Below are 17846 nucleotides of genomic sequence, written 5' to 3'. Positions count from 1 at the left end.
AGGGGGCTATACCCTGTCACAACGAATGCCGGCCAACCTGGCTTCCATCTCTTCGTCCATGAGATGAAAGAACCTTGAAAGTGGAAAATCCTTTGCGCATTGGGGACAGTAAAAGGACACCGATGTGCAGGTTCGTTTAAGATTCAACGGGTGATTGCAATGCTCACAAAGCGGCTGTCGTTTGTTCATACAGACTCCTTATAAGGCAGGCGCGTTGCCGAACCGTGATCCGGCAAATTGAAAGGCGAGCCTACCTTCATCTTGTAATTATGCGTTTTCTATGTCATATGGCGTCGCTTTGCAAGAACCTTGGCGGGATACTGGATTGACAATGGCCGGTATTTGGGTAATGAAACCTTAACTGGGGCATCACAACCGCCTGGATGAAACGTTATCGTCAATTCGAGCCTGTTTGAGAAGTCTGGATCAGGCCCGATAACAAGGCGGAAAGTGGCTCAAAAGCGGAGCATATATATGTAATATGTGAGCATTTTGAGACAGTTTCCAACGCCGTTAGCGGGCCTTAGACGGATTTATCAAACAGGCTCTTAGGAGAGGATCTGGCAATGCAACAACCTCTGACCTGTAAGGGCTTCACTGCCAGCGGGGTGGCCGCTGGGATCAAAAAAAACAATGATCTGGATCTGGGCATGCTGGTGTCCGATCGGCCGGCTCAGGTAGCCGCGGTGTTTACCAATAATCGGGTCCAGGCCGCACCGGTGAAGCTGGATCGCCAGCGGGTCAAATCCGGTGTGGCCCGGGTGGTGGTTGCCAATGCGGGCAATGCCAACTGTGCCAATGGCCCGCAGGGTATGGACGCCGCCCTGGCCATGAGTGCCGAAGCCGCTAGCGTGTTGAATGTGCCCGAGGACCAGGTACTGGTGGCATCCACAGGGGTGATCGGGGCACCGTTCCCATCTGATAAGGTTGCCTCGGCCATGCCGCGTCTGGCCGATGCGTTGTGCGAGGATGGAATTGGCGATCTGGCCCGGGCGATCATGACCACCGACACAGTGCCCAAGGCCGCCGGGCGGGAAGGTCAGGCGGATAACGCTAACTACCGCATCGTTGCCGTGGCCAAAGGCGCCGGTATGATCCGTCCGGACATGGCTACCATGCTGTGTTTTATCTGCACGGATGCCGAGATGGCCGCTGATGACCTGCAGCGGGCGCTTGGCCAGGCAGTTGATGCGTCATTCAACCGGATTACCATTGATGGGGATACGAGTACCAATGACACGGTGATCCTCATGGCCAACGGCGCGTCCGGGGCGGTTGTCCACTCTCAGGATGATAAAAAAACCTTTCAGCGCCTTTTGGATGACCTGTTGATGGATCTGGCGCGGCAGCTGGTCAAAGATGGCGAGGGCGTCACCAAAGTGGTCGATCTGACGGTGCAAGGGGCGCACAGTGATGAGGATGCTTATCAAATTGCCGATACCATCGCCCATTCCCCCCTGGTCAAAACCGCGTTTTTTGGCGAAGACGCCAACTGGGGCCGTATTATCGCTGCGGCCGGGCGCGCCGGCGTAGACCTGGATCCGGACCGGCTGGATCTTTTTTTCGATACCGTTCAGATGGTCAAAAACGGAACCGGCTGCGGGATGGCTGCAGAAACGGAAGCCACCGCGGTGATCAAAAAACCGGAATTTTCGGTGACGTTGGACCTTCACCTGGGCACGGGGCAGGCCACGATGCTGACCTGTGATTTTAGTCTCGATTATGTGAAGATTAATGCGGACTACCGCTCTTAATGCGTGTCCGGAAACGGCACCGCTCACCCGAACTCGGGCGAGATGCACCATTTCTGAATAAGCATTATTTAATGTAAAAAATCATGGCATTGGTACGACTGCAAAAATTTCTGGCCGACGCCGGGGCCTGTTCCCGGCGCAAAGGGGAAGCCCATATCCTTGCCGGTCGGGTAACGGTCAATGGAGATGTCATCACCCGACTAGGATCCAAGGTGGACCCCGATACTGACACGGTATGCATCAACGGCCAGACGGTGGCCCTTTCCGAGGGCAACATCTATGTGATGCTCAATAAGCCCGCGGGCGTTGTCTCCAGTTGCCAGCATCGCGGAGAGCCCGTGGTGACAGATCTGGTTGATCTGCCCCAGCGACTTTTTCCCGTGGGCCGATTGGACAAGGACTCGACCGGACTACTCCTGCTCACCAGCGATGGGCGCATTCACCATCGACTCTCGCATCCCTCGTTTGACCATGAAAAGGAATACGATGTGACCGTCGAGCGGCCCATTGACAATCATGCACTGGGCCTTTTGGAAAAAGGGCTGCCGTTGTCCGGCGTGATGACCCGGCCGGCCCGGGTGACGCGGATTTCCAAACGCCGGTTTCGCATCGTTCTGATGGAAGGCAAAAACCGGCAGATTCGCCGGATGGTCAAAAAGGTAGGCAATCGGGTGGTGCGGCTGCACCGCATCCGGGTGGCGGGCCTTAAGCTTGGCAACCTTGCCCGTGGCGCCTGGCGCTATTTGCGGGCCGATGAACGGCGGCAACTGCTTGGCCAACTTGGTCTAAAATAAAAAGAAAGCGACGGTTTTTTTTCCATGTATTTCGAAGGTCCCATATATCGGCCCCCCAGTGAAGCCCATTCGCTATTGGTCCAGGCAACGGTGGGGTGCCCCCACAATCGCTGTACCTTTTGCATGGTCTATAAAAATGGTCCCCGATACCGGGAACGCTCCACGGCGGGCATTATCGCTGATCTGAATGAGGCCCGGCAGACTCACGGCGATGGGGTGCGAACCCTTTTTTTCCCGGCGGGCAATACCATCGCCATGCAAACCGATGCCCTGTGCAGAATCTGTACTCATGCGCACCGGATTTTTCCACGTCTGGAACGAATCACGGTGTACGGCTCCAGCCAGTACATGCATAAGAAAGGCCCCGAAGGGTTAAAACGATTGGCCGAGGCGGGGCTGACCCGTATTCATGTGGGCGTGGAATCCGGGGATGATGAGATTTTACGCATGATCAAAAAAGGCACCACCGCATCCCAACAGACCGAGGCCGGTATCTGGACCCGGGCAGCCGGGATCCAGCTGAGCGTTTATGTGATGCTCGGTATTGGAGGCACGGCACGGACCCTGTCTCACGCCACACAAACCGCCGATGTCATCAACCGTATGCAGCCAGATTTTATCCGGCTGCGGACCTTTGTGCCCAAAATCAACACGCCACTGCTGAAAATGGTCCAACAAGGGGTGTTCACAATGTTGGGCCCTCACGGTGTCCTCAAAGAGACGGCATCCATGATCCGTCTCATCGATATTCCATCCGAGCTTTGTAGTGATCATTACACCAATTATATCAATCTGGAGGGGCGGCTGCCCAAGAGTCGGGGTCGTTTGTTGGAACAGATCGATGCTGCATTGCAGCGCCCTGAATCCGAATTCAGACCTTTTTTTGTCGGTCATGAGTAACCTCGGTATCATTCTTGCTCATCCTCGGGATGAAGAACGGTTCAGGCGACCGTCATATCTAAAGCTTTTGTGACTGCATGTCGATACATCCACTATCCATCCTGCAAAATCAGATCAGATACGGTTGAGCGGTGGGGACTTGCTTGACAATGGGTCGCAACAGGCAAACGCATCCATGCAAATATTTAACGTAAAGATAAAGGAGATAGAAGGTGATGTTGACCTTTGAGGCGTTAACAACAAAAAAAGAGAAAATTGCCGTTGTGGGACTGGGCTATGTCGGATTGCCCCTGGCGGTTCATCTTTCGCGGCATTTTGATGTGGTGGGCTATGATTTTAAATCCAGCCGCATTGCTGAACTCAAATCCGGAACGGATCGCACCCTTGAGGTGTCCGATGAAGAAATGGCCGCTGCAGCGGTCACCTATACCGATGATCCCGAGGCCCTTCGCAGTTGCCGGTTGATCATCGTGGCCGTTCCCACCCCCATTGACCAGTACCGCATTCCCGATCTGACACCGCTGTGCAGTGCATCCAAAACAGCCGGCCGCCACATGAGTCCTGGTAGTTGTGTCGTATTTGAATCCACGGTGTATCCGGGGGCTACCGAAGAGGTCTGTGTGCCCATTCTCGAAAAAGAGTCCGGCCTGACCCTGGGCAAGGATTTTTCAGTGGGGTATTCACCGGAGCGGATCAACCCCGGAGACAAAGTGCATACGGTTGACAAGATCATGAAGATCGTGTCCGGGTCGGATGAAGCAACCGCCCGGATGCTGGAAAAGGTATACAGCAGTGTGGTCAAGGCCGGCATCCATGTGGCCCCTAGTCTGAAAGTGGCCGAAGCCGCCAAGGTGATTGAAAACACCCAGCGGGACCTCAATATTGCCCTGATGAACGAACTGGCCATGATTTTCGATATCATGGGAATCGATACGTTGGATGTGCTGGAAGCTGCCGGTACCAAATGGAATTTTTTGCCTTTCAGGCCTGGATTGGTGGGCGGGCACTGTATCGGTGTGGATCCGTACTACCTGACCTTCAAGGCCGAGTCCATCGGATACCACCCGGAGATGATTCTGGCCGGCCGACGCATCAATGACGGGATGGGTAAATATGTCGCTGAACGGGTGGTCAAACTGATGATCGGGGAAGGCAAGCAGATCAACCAAACCCGGGTGGGGGTGCTCGGCATCACGTTCAAGGAGGATGTGCCGGATTTGCGCAATACCCGCGTGGTTGACATTATCGCCGAGCTTGAAGATTACGGCGTCGATGTAGTTGTTCATGATCCGATGGCCGATTCCGATGAGGCCAAAAAATATTACGATGTCGACTTAGTATCGGTGGAACGGATGCAAGACGTGGACGCATTAGTCCTTGCCGTTGCCCATAAAGATTATCGTGATATGGGACTGGCTGGACTGGCCGGTTTATGCGACAAAAAACATCGCCCGGTCATCGTGGATGTCAAAAGCACCTTTGATCCCAGACTCGCCGCCAAAGAAGGTATTATTTACTGGCGCTTGTAAAAGGTATCCGGTGTTTTAACGAACGTTTTGTCGTCTTTCTTTTTTGGCCCCCTGGTCAATCATCAAGCTTGATACAGGGGGCACTAACTCGCTAATCTCATGCATAATAACCGATAAACTCTCCACACTTGCTGTTGAAGAATTCCATGGCGTCTTCAACCGTGTCAAAAATGATCCAATCCCGACGCAGGGTTTTTCCCGACCGTTTCCTGATCCGTTCGATTTCGGTATTACCAAAATATTCAAAATAATCGTGATAACCGGTGGTCAATTCATGTTTACGCATGGCTTTCCTCCTTTGTGAAAAATCTGTTGCCCATTAACTTGAATCCCACATTACCATCAAGGTGTGACAGATACGGTCACACCCTGAAGAATTGTTTGTCGGTATCCATAAAAAAGATGGACCACACGTTGCCGGGTGATCGGCACAGGGCACCGAATTGAAGTCAGGACGGTTGAAAGATTATATGGCGGACTTATTTTACAAGGCATAACGCTACAAGCGCATTAGGTCCCAAGGCGCTTGTTCGAAGACCGGTATCAATGAATCGGAAAAGAATAATGGTTCTTTTTAGGAATGTCCGCCATGTCTGATTTTCTGGAAAAATTTCCGCCCAGTGTGGAAAAAGTCGTGGAGAAGCTTGAAGCAGAAATGACGTTTGCCGACAAGACACGCCTGGCCAACATGAATGAGGCCGGCTTGATACGGTTCCATCAGTCTTATGGACGTTTTTTGCGGACTGAGTTTCGATTGCCGGGTAATGATCCGCTGATGCAGTCGTGTCTGTCCAAATCATTCCTGAAAACCATCACGCCAGAACAAGCTTCCTTTGTTATCCTCAAGGAATTGCAAAAACGTCTGCTGTCCGGAAATGCATTGAAAGTGGTTAAGTAGCTACCCCTTTACTCGATGCGACTTTTCCCTATCCACCTGATTTTCAACCTTTCTGTCCTGCGTCAACCATACTGATGAAAGCAACGGCGCTGATTTGACAAATAGAAATGCACCCGATACTATATAAAAAGTATGTTCGATATATAGAATCATTTCCGGCCCTGCCCATTTTTCCCTCCCGAGGATCGGGGCGGTTTCTTTTGATTCCTGACTAAGAAACCAACGGACAAATTGTATCGTACAAGATTATCAGTTGATTTCATGTGCAAAAAACATGAGATCAACTTATCGGGTGCGGTAGTTTGATAATGAAACAGGGCCTAATGTTATAAGGATCGAGGAGAAATTCATGAGCGAAGAAATCCGGTTTGAAGTAGGTGAAAAATATGAAAATATGAAAGGCGTGTTTGAAGTCGTCGCCATTCATAGAGACCAAATGGATATTCGTTGGGAAAGCGGTGAGGAGATATCGACGTCGATCGCTCTGCAACAGCGTATTATTGAACGCATGCAGCATGAAAAAGAATTGGAGCAGGAGCAGCTGGCGCAGAAAAAAAAGGCCAAAGCGGCCACCGCAAAATCCAAAAAACCGTTTTCCGGCTTTGAATCTGACGATTTTGGTCTAGTTGTCTCTAAAACAAACTGGCGTGGGCGGGGTCAGCTAGGTGGTCTGGTAACCCGTAAATTATCCAGTAAATTATATAAATTCAATTCCTGGGCTGTATTGCGCAAACCTGAAATCCATTGGTTGGACGTCAAACGGCAAAAACAGAAAAATCTTGCCGATCAGGCAAAATTTTATGCCCGGGTTGACAATGATCACCTGTTTTTCGGCTTTCATGTTCCCTATCACTATCCATTGCCGGAAACCTGTGATTGGCGCGCTGTGCTGCCATGGTTGGAAAAACCGGAAAACGAAGCCTGGCTGTTAAAGCAATGTGCGGCTTACGATCTTTATATTTGCGATTTGTCGGGAAAGGGGGTCACCGGCAGACTCGCCATTCAAAATGACCGCTGGGTGCATTGCCAAGACAATGACCTGACGAGCGATATCGGAAGACTCTCTGAGTTTCTTGCTTCGGTGGCGAAAGCGGAGGAATTTGATCTGCGTATTGAAAAGTGCATGCAAAAGGAGGCTGTCATCGCCAAACAGCAAGCCATCGCCGCGGATTTAGCAGCGCTGTTTGCTAGCCTTGAACCGTTGTACGATGCTGCGGCTCAAAAGCTCACCAATTGATCCTAAAATGATCTCATCAAATGGCGCTTTCGCTGTTATCAAGGATATTTTACAAGACTTGACGGGTATGCTAATAATGATTTAGTATTACTTTTATCTTTGACCATTATAGAGTGTTACTAATGCTGGGGTACTTCATTTATGATTGAAATTGACCCTCTCCGCTCCACCCATCTCTTCATTGTGTTATGAACTGATTTCCTAACCCTTGCACGGCTTTCTTTGTGACTGATCCAAGACAAGGAGATGTAAGCAGTCTGCTTACTCACACCCGTGAATGGGTTGCCTATGGGTGTGTCAGGAAAGATTGGCAGTTGTTGGAAAAGGAGTGGATATGGTGAAACTACAGGAAAAAAGGAACCATCCCCGGCATCATGGTCAAGGACAGCTCACATTATTGCTTACCCATCACAACAACGGGCAAATCAAGGGAGGACTGATTAATTTCAGTGCGCAGGGGATCCGCTTTTTCAGCCATCGAGCACTTTTTCCGGGGACCACCATCCTTGTTCGTGCCTCTGGGGAAAATTACCAGCATGTTTCACCGGACAGCGATTGCCAGCTGAGGACAATGGGGTTTTGTACGATCAAATGGTGCCATGAGGTGAACCGTCAAGGGGTGCCTTACCATGAAATGGGTGCCGTATATCTCATGCCTTATTAAGAGACCTTTCGATTCCTCACTCCAATCATGCTTAGCACCGTAAAATGGATAAGCGACTGTTTTGTAAAAACATCATGTGCGATCCGAGTGGATGCAGGCCAGCCTAAAAAAGTCCATTGACATTTAACTGACGACCATGAAATGAGGGAGCGGTGCACCGGGATGCCTTTTGGTGAAGTGGATCGCCAGGGCAAACTAAGTATCGCGGACGGCCGTGGCGGCAGAGCGCTGGAAACCGGTATTGGGTGAAGAGGTAATTGATGGCAGACGCATTGGGGCTGTTGGCCCTGTTGATTGGATTGGAACTGGTGCTTGGGGTGGACAATGTGCTGGTGATCGCCATTTTTGTGGGGCGACTGCCTGAGGCCCAACGTCAAAAAGCGCGCCTGGTCGGATTGAGCTTGGCCATGGTGGCCCGGATTGTCATGCTGGCTGTGGTTGTGGCCCTTGCCGCGCTCACCAATCCAGTGGTGGCCAATCTGTCGGTACGGGATCTAATCCTTTTGGCCGGGGGCCTGTTTTTGCTCTACAAGGCTGTTCGCGAAATCCATCACACCATTGAAATCAAGGACGAAGAACTGCATCGGGAAAATGGTCAATCCGCCGGTTTTGCCTCCGTGATCACCCAGATCGTGCTGCTGGATATCGTTTTTTCCGTCGACTCGGTAATCACGGCCGTGGGGCTTACCAGTCACCTGTGGATCATTATTACGGCGGTGGTGCTTTCTTTTGTGGGCATTTTGTTTTTCGCTGCGCCCATTGGTGATTTCATCCTGAAGCACCCGGCGCTTAAAATCCTGGCCCTTTCGTTTTTGATTACCATCGGGGTGACCATCTTTATGGAAGGGCTGCACAAGCATGTGCCCAAGGCCTATATTTATCTGCCTATGGGATTCGCCCTGATGGTTGAGATCCTGCAAATGCGCTACGAACACAATCGTCGCGAAAAGGTTTGACGCACCGTGCCCAAAACCGTTTCTCTTGTTCTTTCCCCCCAAAAGGCCGCCGACCCGCAAGCGATTGTCAAGGCGCTGGCCCGCCAGACCGGTCACCCCGTCCAGGTCGATCAACATAGGATTGCACGCCGCTCCATCGATGCCCGTAAACGGCCGGTTCGTGTGAATTTAAGTGTTGATGTGTATGCCGATGGTGAGGTCAGTGTACCGGAATTGCCCGACTTCAATTATCGGGATGTGCGCCAGGCGCCGCCGGTAGTGGTTGTGGGCACTGGGCCGGCGGGCCTGTTTGCGGCCCTGCGTTTATTGGAAATAGGGCTCAAACCCATCGTGGTGGAGCGGGGCAAGGCTGTCGGCCCCAGACGGCGTGACGTGGCTGCGCTCAATCGACGCGGGCTTTTAAATACCGAATCCAATTATGCCTTTGGTGAAGGCGGGGCGGGTACTTTTTCCGACGGCAAGCTTTACACGCGGTCTAAAAAAAGGGGCGACCATCGCCGGGTGCTGCAATGCTTTTGCCGGCATGGCGCGGATCCGGCCATTTTATATGAGGCTCATCCGCACATCGGATCCAACCGATTGCCCGGCATTGTCCAGGCCATGCGTGAGACCATCGTGGAGCATGGTGGCGAGATTTTTTTTCAACAGCAGGTGACCGGCCTGTGGATTCGAGACGGCCGGGCTATGGGGGTGATGCTCAAGGATGGCGGGCGGTTGGATGGCCGGGCGGTAGTCCTGGCCACCGGTCATAGTGCCCGGGACATCTATTCCCTGCTTGCAGAAAAGGGTGTCGCGCTGGAAGCCAAGCCATTTGCCATGGGGGTGAGAGTCGAGCATCCCCAATTGCTGATCGATCGTATCCAGTATCATGGCGAGCCGCGGGGGCAGTACCTGCCGGCGGCCGCCTATCGGCTGGTCCAGCAGGTAGATGGGCGGGGGGTGTACAGTTTCTGCATGTGTCCGGGCGGGTTCATTGTACCGGCCTCCACCGAGGATTGCGCCCTGGTAGTCAATGGGATGTCATTCGCCAAGCGCAACTCACCCTTTGCCAATGCCGGTATAGTGGTGGAGATTGCCCTGGACGATATCCCAGAGCTGGCGGTCAAGGGGCCTCTGGCCGGACTCGATTTTCAGCAGACGCTCGAGCAGTTTGCCCATCAGCATGGCGGTGGGGGCGTGGTGGCGCCGGCCCAAAGGCTGGCCGATTTTGTGGCCGGCAGGCCTTCGACCACCCTGCCAGCCTGTTCTTATCCTCCCGGCGTGACGTCGTCAGAACTCTCGCATTGGCTGCCCAAGGCCATTGCCGGGCGATTACAAACCGCTTTCAAAGCCTTTGACAGACGCATGAAGGGGTTTGTCACCAACGATGCCCTGGTCGTGGGCGTCGAGTCGCGAACCTCCTCCCCGGTAAGAATCCCAAGAGATCCATTGACCCTTCAGCATGTTCATCTGGCAGGATTGTTTCCCTGTGGTGAGGGGGCCGGTTACGCCGGCGGCATTGTCTCCTGCGCCGTGGATGGGCAGCGCGCCGCCGAGGCGGTGATGCGATATCTGAAAGCGTGATTGTTTCCATTCGAAGATCTATCACAAGCCGGCAGGCTTGCCAAACGGCTTGTGAACTGGCAATATTGGGCATTTCAATTTGTACCAGGATGTTTTACTATCAATTCCTGACGGATTCGCAAGCCTTGATCTCGGGCTTTTTACGAATCCGTCCGAACGGCGACTTTTTACGAGTTCATCAATTCCTAAACAGACGGTGGAATCTGATTTATCGACCAGCGGCATCCCTTTGTTGGGGAAGATGCCTGCGTCATAGCAAACCGGGAGATACGCATGCCCCCTGCTGTGGTAAGCATTGGTGGTTCACAAGGCCAATTGGTGGTTCAGTCCGGTCTGATGGCCAGCCGCCACGGGTTGGTGGCCGGCGCCACGGGCACGGGCAAGACGGTGACCTTACAGGTGCTGGCCGAGGGATTTTCCAGGATGGGAACGCCGGTCTTTGCCGTGGACGTCAAAGGCGATCTGTCCGGCATTGCTGCAGCCGGAACGCCTCACCCCAAAATCAACGAACGGCTCGATCTGATCCCGCTGTCAGGATATCGGCACCAACCGTGTCCGACCCTGTTTTGGGATATGGATGGAAAGACGGGGCATTCGGTGCGCACCACCATATCGGAAATGGGGCCGTTGCTTCTGTCCAACCTGCTCGAGCTGAACGACACCCAGACCGGGATTCTCTATGCCGGGTTTGATATCGCCGACGACCAGGGATTGTTATTGCTGGACTTGAAGGATTTACGGGCCTTGCTGGCCTGGATGGGCGAAAATGCAAGCCGCCTGCGCGCAGAATATGGTAACATCACCAGTGCCAGTTTAGGTGCCATCCAGCGGCGCTTGCTGGTATTGGAAGAGCAGGGCGCCGAGCGCTTTTTTGGAGAACCGGCTCTGCAACTGGCCGATTTGATGCACACCGATTTTTCCGGTCGTGGGGTGGTGAGCCTTTTTAATGCTGGCCGGCTGATTCATACGGCTCCGCGATTGTACGCAGCCTTTTTGCTGTGGCTGTTGGCCGAGCTGTTCGAGCAACTGCCCGAAACAGGCGAGGTGCCAATTCCTAAACTGGTATTGTTTTTCGATGAGGCCCATCTGCTGTTTAACCGGGTGCCAAAGGCACTGCTGGAAAAAATCGAGCAAGTGGTGCGTCTGATCCGTTCCAAAGGGGTTGGAATCTATTTCATCACCCAAAATTCACTTGATCTGCCTGAAACGGTTCTGGGGCAACTGGGACTCAAAGTCCAGCATGCCCTGCGGGCCTTCACGGCCAAGGATCAAAAAAATATCCGGGCTGTGGCTGCATCCTTTGTGCCCAATTCACAGTTCAGTACGGTGGATACCCTATCGATCCTGGGAACCGGTGAAGCGCTGGTATCTGTGCTGGATGATGATGGACGGCCCAAACCGGTGCAACAGACATTGATTGCCCCGCCAGAAGGCAGGATTGGTCCGCTGTCGGAAGAAGAGCTATCAATCCTCATCCAGCGTTCCCCTGTACGTGGGCGCTATGATGCGCCAATCGATCGGCAGTCGGCCTATGAAATGCTCAAAGAGCGGGCCGAATCCGCACAAATCCAAGAACAACAGCGCCTTCGAGAGCTGGAAATGGAACGTCAACAACGACAGGCTGCACACCGCCGGTCTTCAAGCGGTCGTTCACGCCAGTCGGTGGGCGAGGCAATGATAAAAAGTGCCGCACGCTCCATTGGCAGCAGTATTGGTCGGCAAATTATTCGCGGTGTGCTGGGATCTCTTTTTGGTCGACGTTAAGGTGTATTGGACATGAATTTATCAAAGAAAGGAAGTTCCCATGAACGATGAAGGCGATGACTGGGAAGATGACGAGTCTTTGGATAACGATAGCCCTGCGGACGCATCGGACGACGATGAAGATGACGCCATTTTGCATGAGCAGGATGAGTCAAACGCGCCCCGCGATAATATTTGAAAATCATTTGGGATAACCGTTGATCACCCCGTTTTCCATTTTGTTTCGCTACCTCATTTTTGAGATGCTTCCGCCGTTTGTTATCAATCTGGCGTTTTTTTCATTTATCTTTTTAATGAAAGAAATCCTCGAGATTACGGACATGATCGTCAATCAAAAGGTCGGGGCGGGGGCGGTATGTCTTCTTTTCATCTATATGATGCCGCTTTTTCTCCAGTATGTCATTCCCATGTCGGTGATGATGGCTGTTTTGCTGTCCATCTTGAGAATGTCCGGCGACAATGAGATTATGGCTCTGAAAGCAGGCGGGGTGAGTGTTTTTCGTCTGTTGCCGCCCGTCCTGACATTCGGCGTTATGGGCATGCTGATCACCGGCTATATGACGATTGTCGGGGTGCCGCAGAGCGCTGATCGATTGAAAACCCTGCTGTTTGACGTGGCCAGTGCCAATTTAAGCGTAAGCTTGAAAGAACGGACATTTAACGACAGCTTTAAAAATATCATGCTTTACGTCAACCGTATCGACCCCCAAAGCAAAGTGCTGCACCATGTGTTGATTGAAGATGGCCGAACCAAAGGGGTCAATAACACGGTCATTGCCAAACGCGGCAAACTGTTCGGGAACCCCAATGAAATGATCTATCATTTAAGGCTTTATAATGGAACCATCAACCAGATGAATATGCAGGACCGTTCTTCTCACACGATCAATTTCGAAACCTACGATATTCGGCTGGATTTGAGAGATGTCATCAACGCTCCCGGAATGGCAAGCAAGCGGCCCAAGGAAATGACGTTGGCTGAACTGCGAGACTACTTGAAGCAAGTCAAGGATAATAAGAACGCTTACTTTGACGGGTTGCTGAATTTGCATAAAAAAATTTCCATACCGGTAGCCTGCCTGGCCATGGCGCTTCTGGCCCTGCCCCTTGGCATTCAATCGCGAAACGCAAAAAAGGCGTTCGGCGTTGGGCTGGGTCTGCTGTTTTTCCTGCTTTATTACCTTTTGCTATCCATGGGCTCTGCACTGGCTGAAAATGGCAAGTTGCACCCAGCCATCGGCATGTGGTTGCCCAACTTGATTCTTGGGGGGCTGGGTATTGTTCTTCTGGTGCGATCGGCAAAAGAAAAAACGATTTCAATGACTTTTTTAACGCCTGTGATGGACACCGCCATGCGATTGGTCAAGAAAAGATGACGATTTTATACCGCTATGTGACCCGTGAAATATTGATCACCTTTTTTATCGTGTTGATAGCGGTGATGAGTATTTATGTGGCCGTTGATTTCATAGAAAAGATAGACAATTTTATGGAGGCTGGTGTATCTGCCGGTCGTTGTTTGGTTCATTTAGCCTATAAACTGCCGTTTATCGCCGTTCAAATTGCCCCTGTGGGGTTTTTGCTCTCGATTTTGATTGCCCTGGGGTTGATGAGCAAAAACAACGAAATCATCGCCTTGAAAAGTTGTGGCATTGGCAAAAGGCGCATACTCAAACCAACCCTGGTGATAGGCCTTTTTTTATGCGGCGCATTATTTGTCACCGCCGATAGGATCGTGCCGGTTTTTATGGCCAAGGCTAACCAGATCTGGCTGCAGGAGGTCCGAAAAAAAAATATCTATGCATCCAAAACCAACGATATCTGGATGCGGTCCGCACGCCAGATCATCCATATCTCGCAGTATGCACCCGAAGAAAAGCGGGTTTCAGGGATCACCATTCATGCCTTTGATGATGATTTTCAGTTGGTCAGACGCGTTGACGCCAAGTCCGGTGAATTTATAGTCAAACGTGTTGATGCCAAGACCGGTGAATTTATCAATGGTAATTGGCAACTCAACGATGTGATTCAGCAAACCCTCGAAGCGGATTCCGAAAGCTATCGTGTAACAGTGCACCAGACACTGGACGCCCAGATTGATCTCAATCCGGAAGACCTGGCTCAGGCAGCCAAGCGATCGGATGAGATGGGACTGGCAGAGCTTCGCCGCTATATAGAAAAGGTCGAACGGGAAGGGTACGGCGCCACCCGTTACCGGGTCGATTACCAGAGCAAAATCGCCAATCCATTCGTGTGTATTTTTTTAAGTGTGCTTGGTGCCGGCATCGCTCTGCGTGGAAAATTGCGTGAAGGCATGGCGATCAGCATTACCTATGGATTGGGAATTACTTTTTTATACTGGGTATTCAACAGCCTTTGCCTTGCTCTGGGCTATGCTGAAATGCTGCCACCGATCATCGCCGCCTGGATGGGGAACTTGGTTTTTTCCTGTGCGGCGGGGGTGCTGGTGTTCAGTATTAACTAAAACCAATAGGTATGGCTTAAAACATGCGCCTTGTTCTTGTTGTCTACAATACGTTGATGCTCGCGGCACTGTGCCTATTCTGTCCGCTGTGGATTCCCCTGGTACGATTTCGCCAGAAGTATCGGAAGACTTTTTTCAGCCGGTTGTGGATGGCGCCGCCGAGCGGATTTGAAGGGTCGGTCGATGCAGCTGACATGTCCACTGCTGTTTGGATTCATGCCCTTTCCGTGGGTGAGGTATTATCGGCCGAGCCGCTGGTAAAAGCGCTGGCCCGGCAACATGGCGTAAAAAACCTGGTGTTTACCGCTTCCACACGTACCGGCGTTGAGACCGCAAGACGGGTGATTGCCCCTCATGTACGTTTGATCAGGCATTTTCCCTACGATACCCTTTTTTCCGTGAACCGGGCATTGGCGGTTATCCGGCCGCGAGCGGTAGTGATCGTAGAAACCGACCTATGGCCAAACTTTCTTTGCCTGCTGAAAAGGCGTCGCATCCCTGTGTATTTGGTCAACGCCAGGCTTTCGGGCCGCTCGTACCGTGGATATAAGCGGATCGCTTTTTTAATGGTCCCCTTGCTATCGATTTTTCGGCGAATCTGCGTTCAGGCGGAAAGAGACCGGCACCGTTTTATCGATCTTGGGCTGCCTGATGAAACCGTTGTTATCGCCGGCAACATGAAATTTGATCAGCCACCGGTAGATGTTCCCCCAAAGGCGTATGAACAACTGCAGGCGGCACTGGGGTTTCAAGGCGGCAACCCTGTATGGGTTGCCGGAAGTACCCACCCGCATGAAGAAAAGATTCTGGGCAAGGCCCTTCAACGACTTTGTACGGATGGCTTGATTGTGGACCTGATTGTTGTTCCGCGTGATCCGGATCGGGCGGGCGATGTTTGCGACGAGTTTTGTGGTTTGGGCCTTCAGGCCATGACCATGGCTCAACTTGAAACGCAAAAGCGATTGCCAGGCGCTGTGATGGTGGTCGATCGCCTTGGCATCTTGCGTATACTTTATGCCCTGGCCGATGTCACCTTCGTGGGCGGCAGCTTGGTAAATGCAGGGGGGCATAATCCCCTGGAACCCGCATCCGTGGCCAAACCCATCCTCTTCGGGCCTTACACCGATGACTTTGATTGGATTTCCCGGACATTGGAAAAAAGCGGGGGCGCCAGGCGTGTTGCCAATGAAAAAGACCTATCGGATACCATCCGTGAACTCCTTTTAGACGACAAGAATAAAAACGAGATGGGGCAAAAGGCCCTTGCCGTTTTAAATCGTCATCAGGGGGCCGTGGCCCGAACCATGGCCATCATCAATGTCGATGCCCTGTCTGGCGGACGAATACCGGTACAGGCATCATCAGGATTGTTGGGAGCATGAGCCGCAGAAAAACAGCCGTGGAGCGGATTAAAAACCGTATCACATCGATCGCCAAAGATAACGGGCAGGCACAGCTCTTGGGCATCGCAACCGTTTTGCATGCTTTCTCGATTCTTTATGGCGCCGTGATGGCCATTCGTGCGCGTTTCTATCAAACAGGCATTTTCCCAACCAAGTCATTGCCATGCCGGGTAGTCTCCATTGGCAATATCACCGCCGGGGGTACGGGTAAAACGCCAATGGCAATTTTTGTCGCCCAGACCATAAAAAAGCTGGGATACCGAGTGGTCGTGATTTCCCGTGGGTATAGGGGACGCATGGAAGGCTCGACCGGCGTGGTCAGCGATGGTCGGACCGTGTTGCTCGGTCCTGATGATGCGGGTGATGAACCTTATTTGATCGCGACAGCCCTGACCGATATTCCCGTTGTGGTGGGCAGTGACCGGTATCAAGCAGGCATGCTGGCCATCGAGCGGTTTTCCCCGGATATCATCGTTTTGGATGACGCTTTTCAGCATTTACGTCTGAAAAGGGATCTTGATCTGGTGCTGCTGGATCAGCATGCTCCCCTGGGAAACGGGCACCTGCTGCCCCGCGGGCGGTTGCGGGAGCCGACCTCTGCGCTTTGTCGTGCCCATGCCCTGGTTCTTACCCGCTGTGACGCTGCCGCAGGCTCCGATCATTTGCCGCCGCTGACGTTCCATGGGCCTGTATTTCATTCGATTCATGTTCCTGTTGTTCACTCCGTTTCCACTTCCAATGGTTCTTCCTCCAATGAAATGGCGAATTTTTCGGCCCTGAAGGATAGAACAGCAGTCGCGTTCGCCGGCCTTGCGGACAACGACCAATTTTTCGATTCGTTGAAGCAAGGCGGCGCCCGTCTTGTGCGTCAGTTCGCCTTTGGTGATCATCACCCCTATGACGAGAAGGATATGCAGCGCATTTTCCGTCACGCCGTCGCCAACGGTGCCGAGATATTGATCACCACGGCAAAAGACTGGGTTAAAGTAGAGCCCATCTATCGCTGGCCGCTGCCGGTGGTCACCGTTGATGTGCGTATCGGCTGGAATAACGATTCTCCATCCTTTTTTTCCTTTCTAACAACGGCTTTATCCAACGTGATGAAGCAGCCCTCTAAAAAAAATTAATAGTAGCTTGAAATACTATAAAATTTTTTAAGATTTGCCCTGTTCATGCCGATGCATTTTTAGGGATAATTGATCCATCCAACAGTATTTTTCATTGATCCAACGGTCCGACTGGCGCGGGATTGGCCCGTTGACCATGACTTTCCCTCATCTGGTGGCACAAAGTTTGTAGTATTGATTGGGAAATCTCTAATGGAGGTAATCAATGCAGTACGAATATGGCTCAACTGTTGATGAATCCGTCGATGCGATCGAACATGCATCCAGCCGTTTACAAGTTGGATTGATTTCAGGCAACCCATTGGGGTTTACGCTGATGGAGTTGATGATCAGCATCGCTATCTTTGCCGTTTTGGCTGCGATTGCTATTCCCAATTTCATTAACTGGCGCTTTAACGCCCAGTTCAATGCCGCTGTACGAGGCGTAAAATCGGCCATGGAAAGCACACGCATGGCTGCCGTTAAAAGCAATCTTGCGGCGGATGTCGTTTTTAACGCCGCAGACAGCTTTGATACCCAGACCCAGGCGCTTGTCCTGGGCGCGGCCACCCCTGGTGCTGTGGTCACCCATCAACTGCCACCAGGCGTGACTGTCACAAATACCACCTTTTCCAGTTCAGGGGTGGCCGGGCTTTTGCGCTACACGAACAGGGGGATGGTCGTCCCTGCAGGTCGGGTGGAGATACAGCACTTCAATGGTTTATGTCGTGCCATTTTCGTGAGTACGGCCGGCAGTTCCCGAGTCGGCCAATGTCCATAAAATCGAAAGAGG

Annotated in this window: 18 protein-coding genes; 16 read left to right on the top strand and 2 right to left on the bottom strand. The window is 52.1% G+C overall.

Annotated elements, in window-relative coordinates; all coding sequences use genetic code 11:
• Positions 1 to 6 precede the first annotated feature (6 nt).
• Entirely contained in the window at positions 7 to 189 is a 183-nt protein-coding gene (locus Dvar_RS28265; protein ID WP_419656493.1) for a dual CXXC motif small (seleno)protein, read from the bottom strand.
• 377 nt (positions 190 to 566) lie between these two features.
• On the opposite strand from Dvar_RS28265, the gene argJ reads away from it, so the two are divergent.
• From argJ to Dvar_RS28245, 4 genes are all read left to right on the top strand, one after another.
• On the top strand, positions 567 to 1754 hold the full coding sequence (gene argJ / locus Dvar_RS28260; protein ID WP_419656492.1) for a bifunctional glutamate N-acetyltransferase/amino-acid acetyltransferase ArgJ: 1188 nt from the start codon (positions 567 to 569) through the stop codon (positions 1752 to 1754).
• A gap of 83 nt (positions 1755 to 1837) precedes the next feature.
• A complete protein-coding gene (locus tag Dvar_RS28255; protein ID WP_419656491.1) occupies positions 1838 to 2548 on the top strand; it encodes a pseudouridine synthase in 711 nt (236 codons plus the stop codon).
• A 24-nt stretch (positions 2549 to 2572) separates the two neighbouring features.
• Complete coding sequence (locus tag Dvar_RS28250; RefSeq protein ID WP_419656490.1) at positions 2573 to 3448, top strand: radical SAM protein; 876 nt, start codon at positions 2573 to 2575, stop codon at positions 3446 to 3448.
• Between the two features lie 215 nt (positions 3449 to 3663).
• Entirely contained in the window at positions 3664 to 4977 is a 1314-nt protein-coding gene (locus Dvar_RS28245; protein ID WP_419656489.1) for a nucleotide sugar dehydrogenase, read from the top strand.
• A 97-nt stretch (positions 4978 to 5074) separates the two neighbouring features.
• Here Dvar_RS28245 and Dvar_RS28240 read toward each other — a convergent pair whose 3' ends face one another.
• Positions 5075 to 5263, bottom strand: a complete 189-nt coding sequence (locus tag Dvar_RS28240) for a hypothetical protein (protein WP_419656488.1) — start codon at positions 5261 to 5263, stop codon at positions 5075 to 5077.
• 303 nt (positions 5264 to 5566) lie between these two features.
• Between Dvar_RS28240 and Dvar_RS28235 the strand changes: the two genes are divergently transcribed.
• The 12 genes from Dvar_RS28235 to Dvar_RS28180 all read left to right on the top strand — a co-directional run bounded on the left by Dvar_RS28235 (position 5567) and on the right by Dvar_RS28180 (position 17834).
• Positions 5567 to 5875 carry a DUF6794 domain-containing protein gene (locus Dvar_RS28235; RefSeq protein ID WP_419656487.1) on the top strand — a complete coding sequence of 103 codons (309 nt, stop codon included), beginning with the start codon at positions 5567 to 5569 and terminating at the stop codon, positions 5873 to 5875.
• 349 nt (positions 5876 to 6224) lie between these two features.
• Entirely contained in the window at positions 6225 to 7112 is an 888-nt protein-coding gene (locus tag Dvar_RS28230) for a hypothetical protein (RefSeq protein WP_419656486.1), read from the top strand.
• A gap of 334 nt (positions 7113 to 7446) precedes the next feature.
• The gene (locus Dvar_RS28225) at positions 7447 to 7776 is read left to right on the top strand and encodes a PilZ domain-containing protein (RefSeq protein ID WP_419656485.1); all 330 of its coding nucleotides are present in this window, start codon (positions 7447 to 7449) and stop codon (positions 7774 to 7776) included.
• A gap of 260 nt (positions 7777 to 8036) precedes the next feature.
• Positions 8037 to 8732, top strand: a complete 696-nt coding sequence (locus Dvar_RS28220; RefSeq protein WP_419656484.1) for a TerC family protein — start codon at positions 8037 to 8039, stop codon at positions 8730 to 8732.
• A 6-nt stretch (positions 8733 to 8738) separates the two neighbouring features.
• Positions 8739 to 10295, top strand: coding sequence for an NAD(P)/FAD-dependent oxidoreductase (locus tag Dvar_RS28215; protein WP_419656483.1), 1557 nt, complete (start codon positions 8739 to 8741; stop codon positions 10293 to 10295).
• Positions 10296 to 10568: 273 nt separating this feature from the next.
• The gene (locus Dvar_RS28210) at positions 10569 to 12059 is read left to right on the top strand and encodes a helicase HerA-like domain-containing protein (protein WP_419656482.1); all 1491 of its coding nucleotides are present in this window, start codon (positions 10569 to 10571) and stop codon (positions 12057 to 12059) included.
• A gap of 40 nt (positions 12060 to 12099) precedes the next feature.
• Positions 12100 to 12237, top strand: coding sequence for a hypothetical protein (locus Dvar_RS28205; RefSeq protein WP_419656481.1), 138 nt, complete (start codon positions 12100 to 12102; stop codon positions 12235 to 12237).
• Between the two features lie 19 nt (positions 12238 to 12256).
• Entirely contained in the window at positions 12257 to 13435 is a 1179-nt protein-coding gene (gene lptF, locus Dvar_RS28200; protein WP_419656480.1) for an LPS export ABC transporter permease LptF, read from the top strand.
• The gene (locus Dvar_RS28195) at positions 13432 to 14544 is read left to right on the top strand and encodes an LptF/LptG family permease (RefSeq protein ID WP_419656479.1); all 1113 of its coding nucleotides are present in this window, start codon (positions 13432 to 13434) and stop codon (positions 14542 to 14544) included. Before lptF ends, Dvar_RS28195 begins: the two co-directional genes overlap by 4 nt.
• A 23-nt stretch (positions 14545 to 14567) precedes the next feature.
• Positions 14568 to 15926: a 3-deoxy-D-manno-octulosonic acid transferase gene (locus tag Dvar_RS28190; RefSeq protein ID WP_419656478.1), complete on the top strand. Its 1359-nt coding sequence runs from the start codon at positions 14568 to 14570 to the stop codon at positions 15924 to 15926.
• Entirely contained in the window at positions 15923 to 17074 is a 1152-nt protein-coding gene (gene lpxK / locus Dvar_RS28185) for a tetraacyldisaccharide 4'-kinase (protein ID WP_419656477.1), read from the top strand. The genes Dvar_RS28190 and lpxK overlap by 4 nt, the downstream gene beginning before the upstream one ends.
• A gap of 205 nt (positions 17075 to 17279) precedes the next feature.
• Positions 17280 to 17834 carry a pilus assembly FimT family protein gene (locus Dvar_RS28180; protein WP_419656476.1) on the top strand — a complete coding sequence of 185 codons (555 nt, stop codon included), beginning with the start codon at positions 17280 to 17282 and terminating at the stop codon, positions 17832 to 17834.
• Positions 17835 to 17846 lie beyond the last annotated feature (12 nt).

This window comes from Desulfosarcina variabilis str. Montpellier, from assembly GCF_048565275.1.
GTDB lineage: Bacteria > Desulfobacterota > Desulfobacteria > Desulfobacterales > Desulfosarcinaceae > Desulfosarcina > Desulfosarcina variabilis.
Note: the sequence above shows the minus strand (reverse complement) of the source record. Positions and strands in the feature narration are given on the sequence as shown.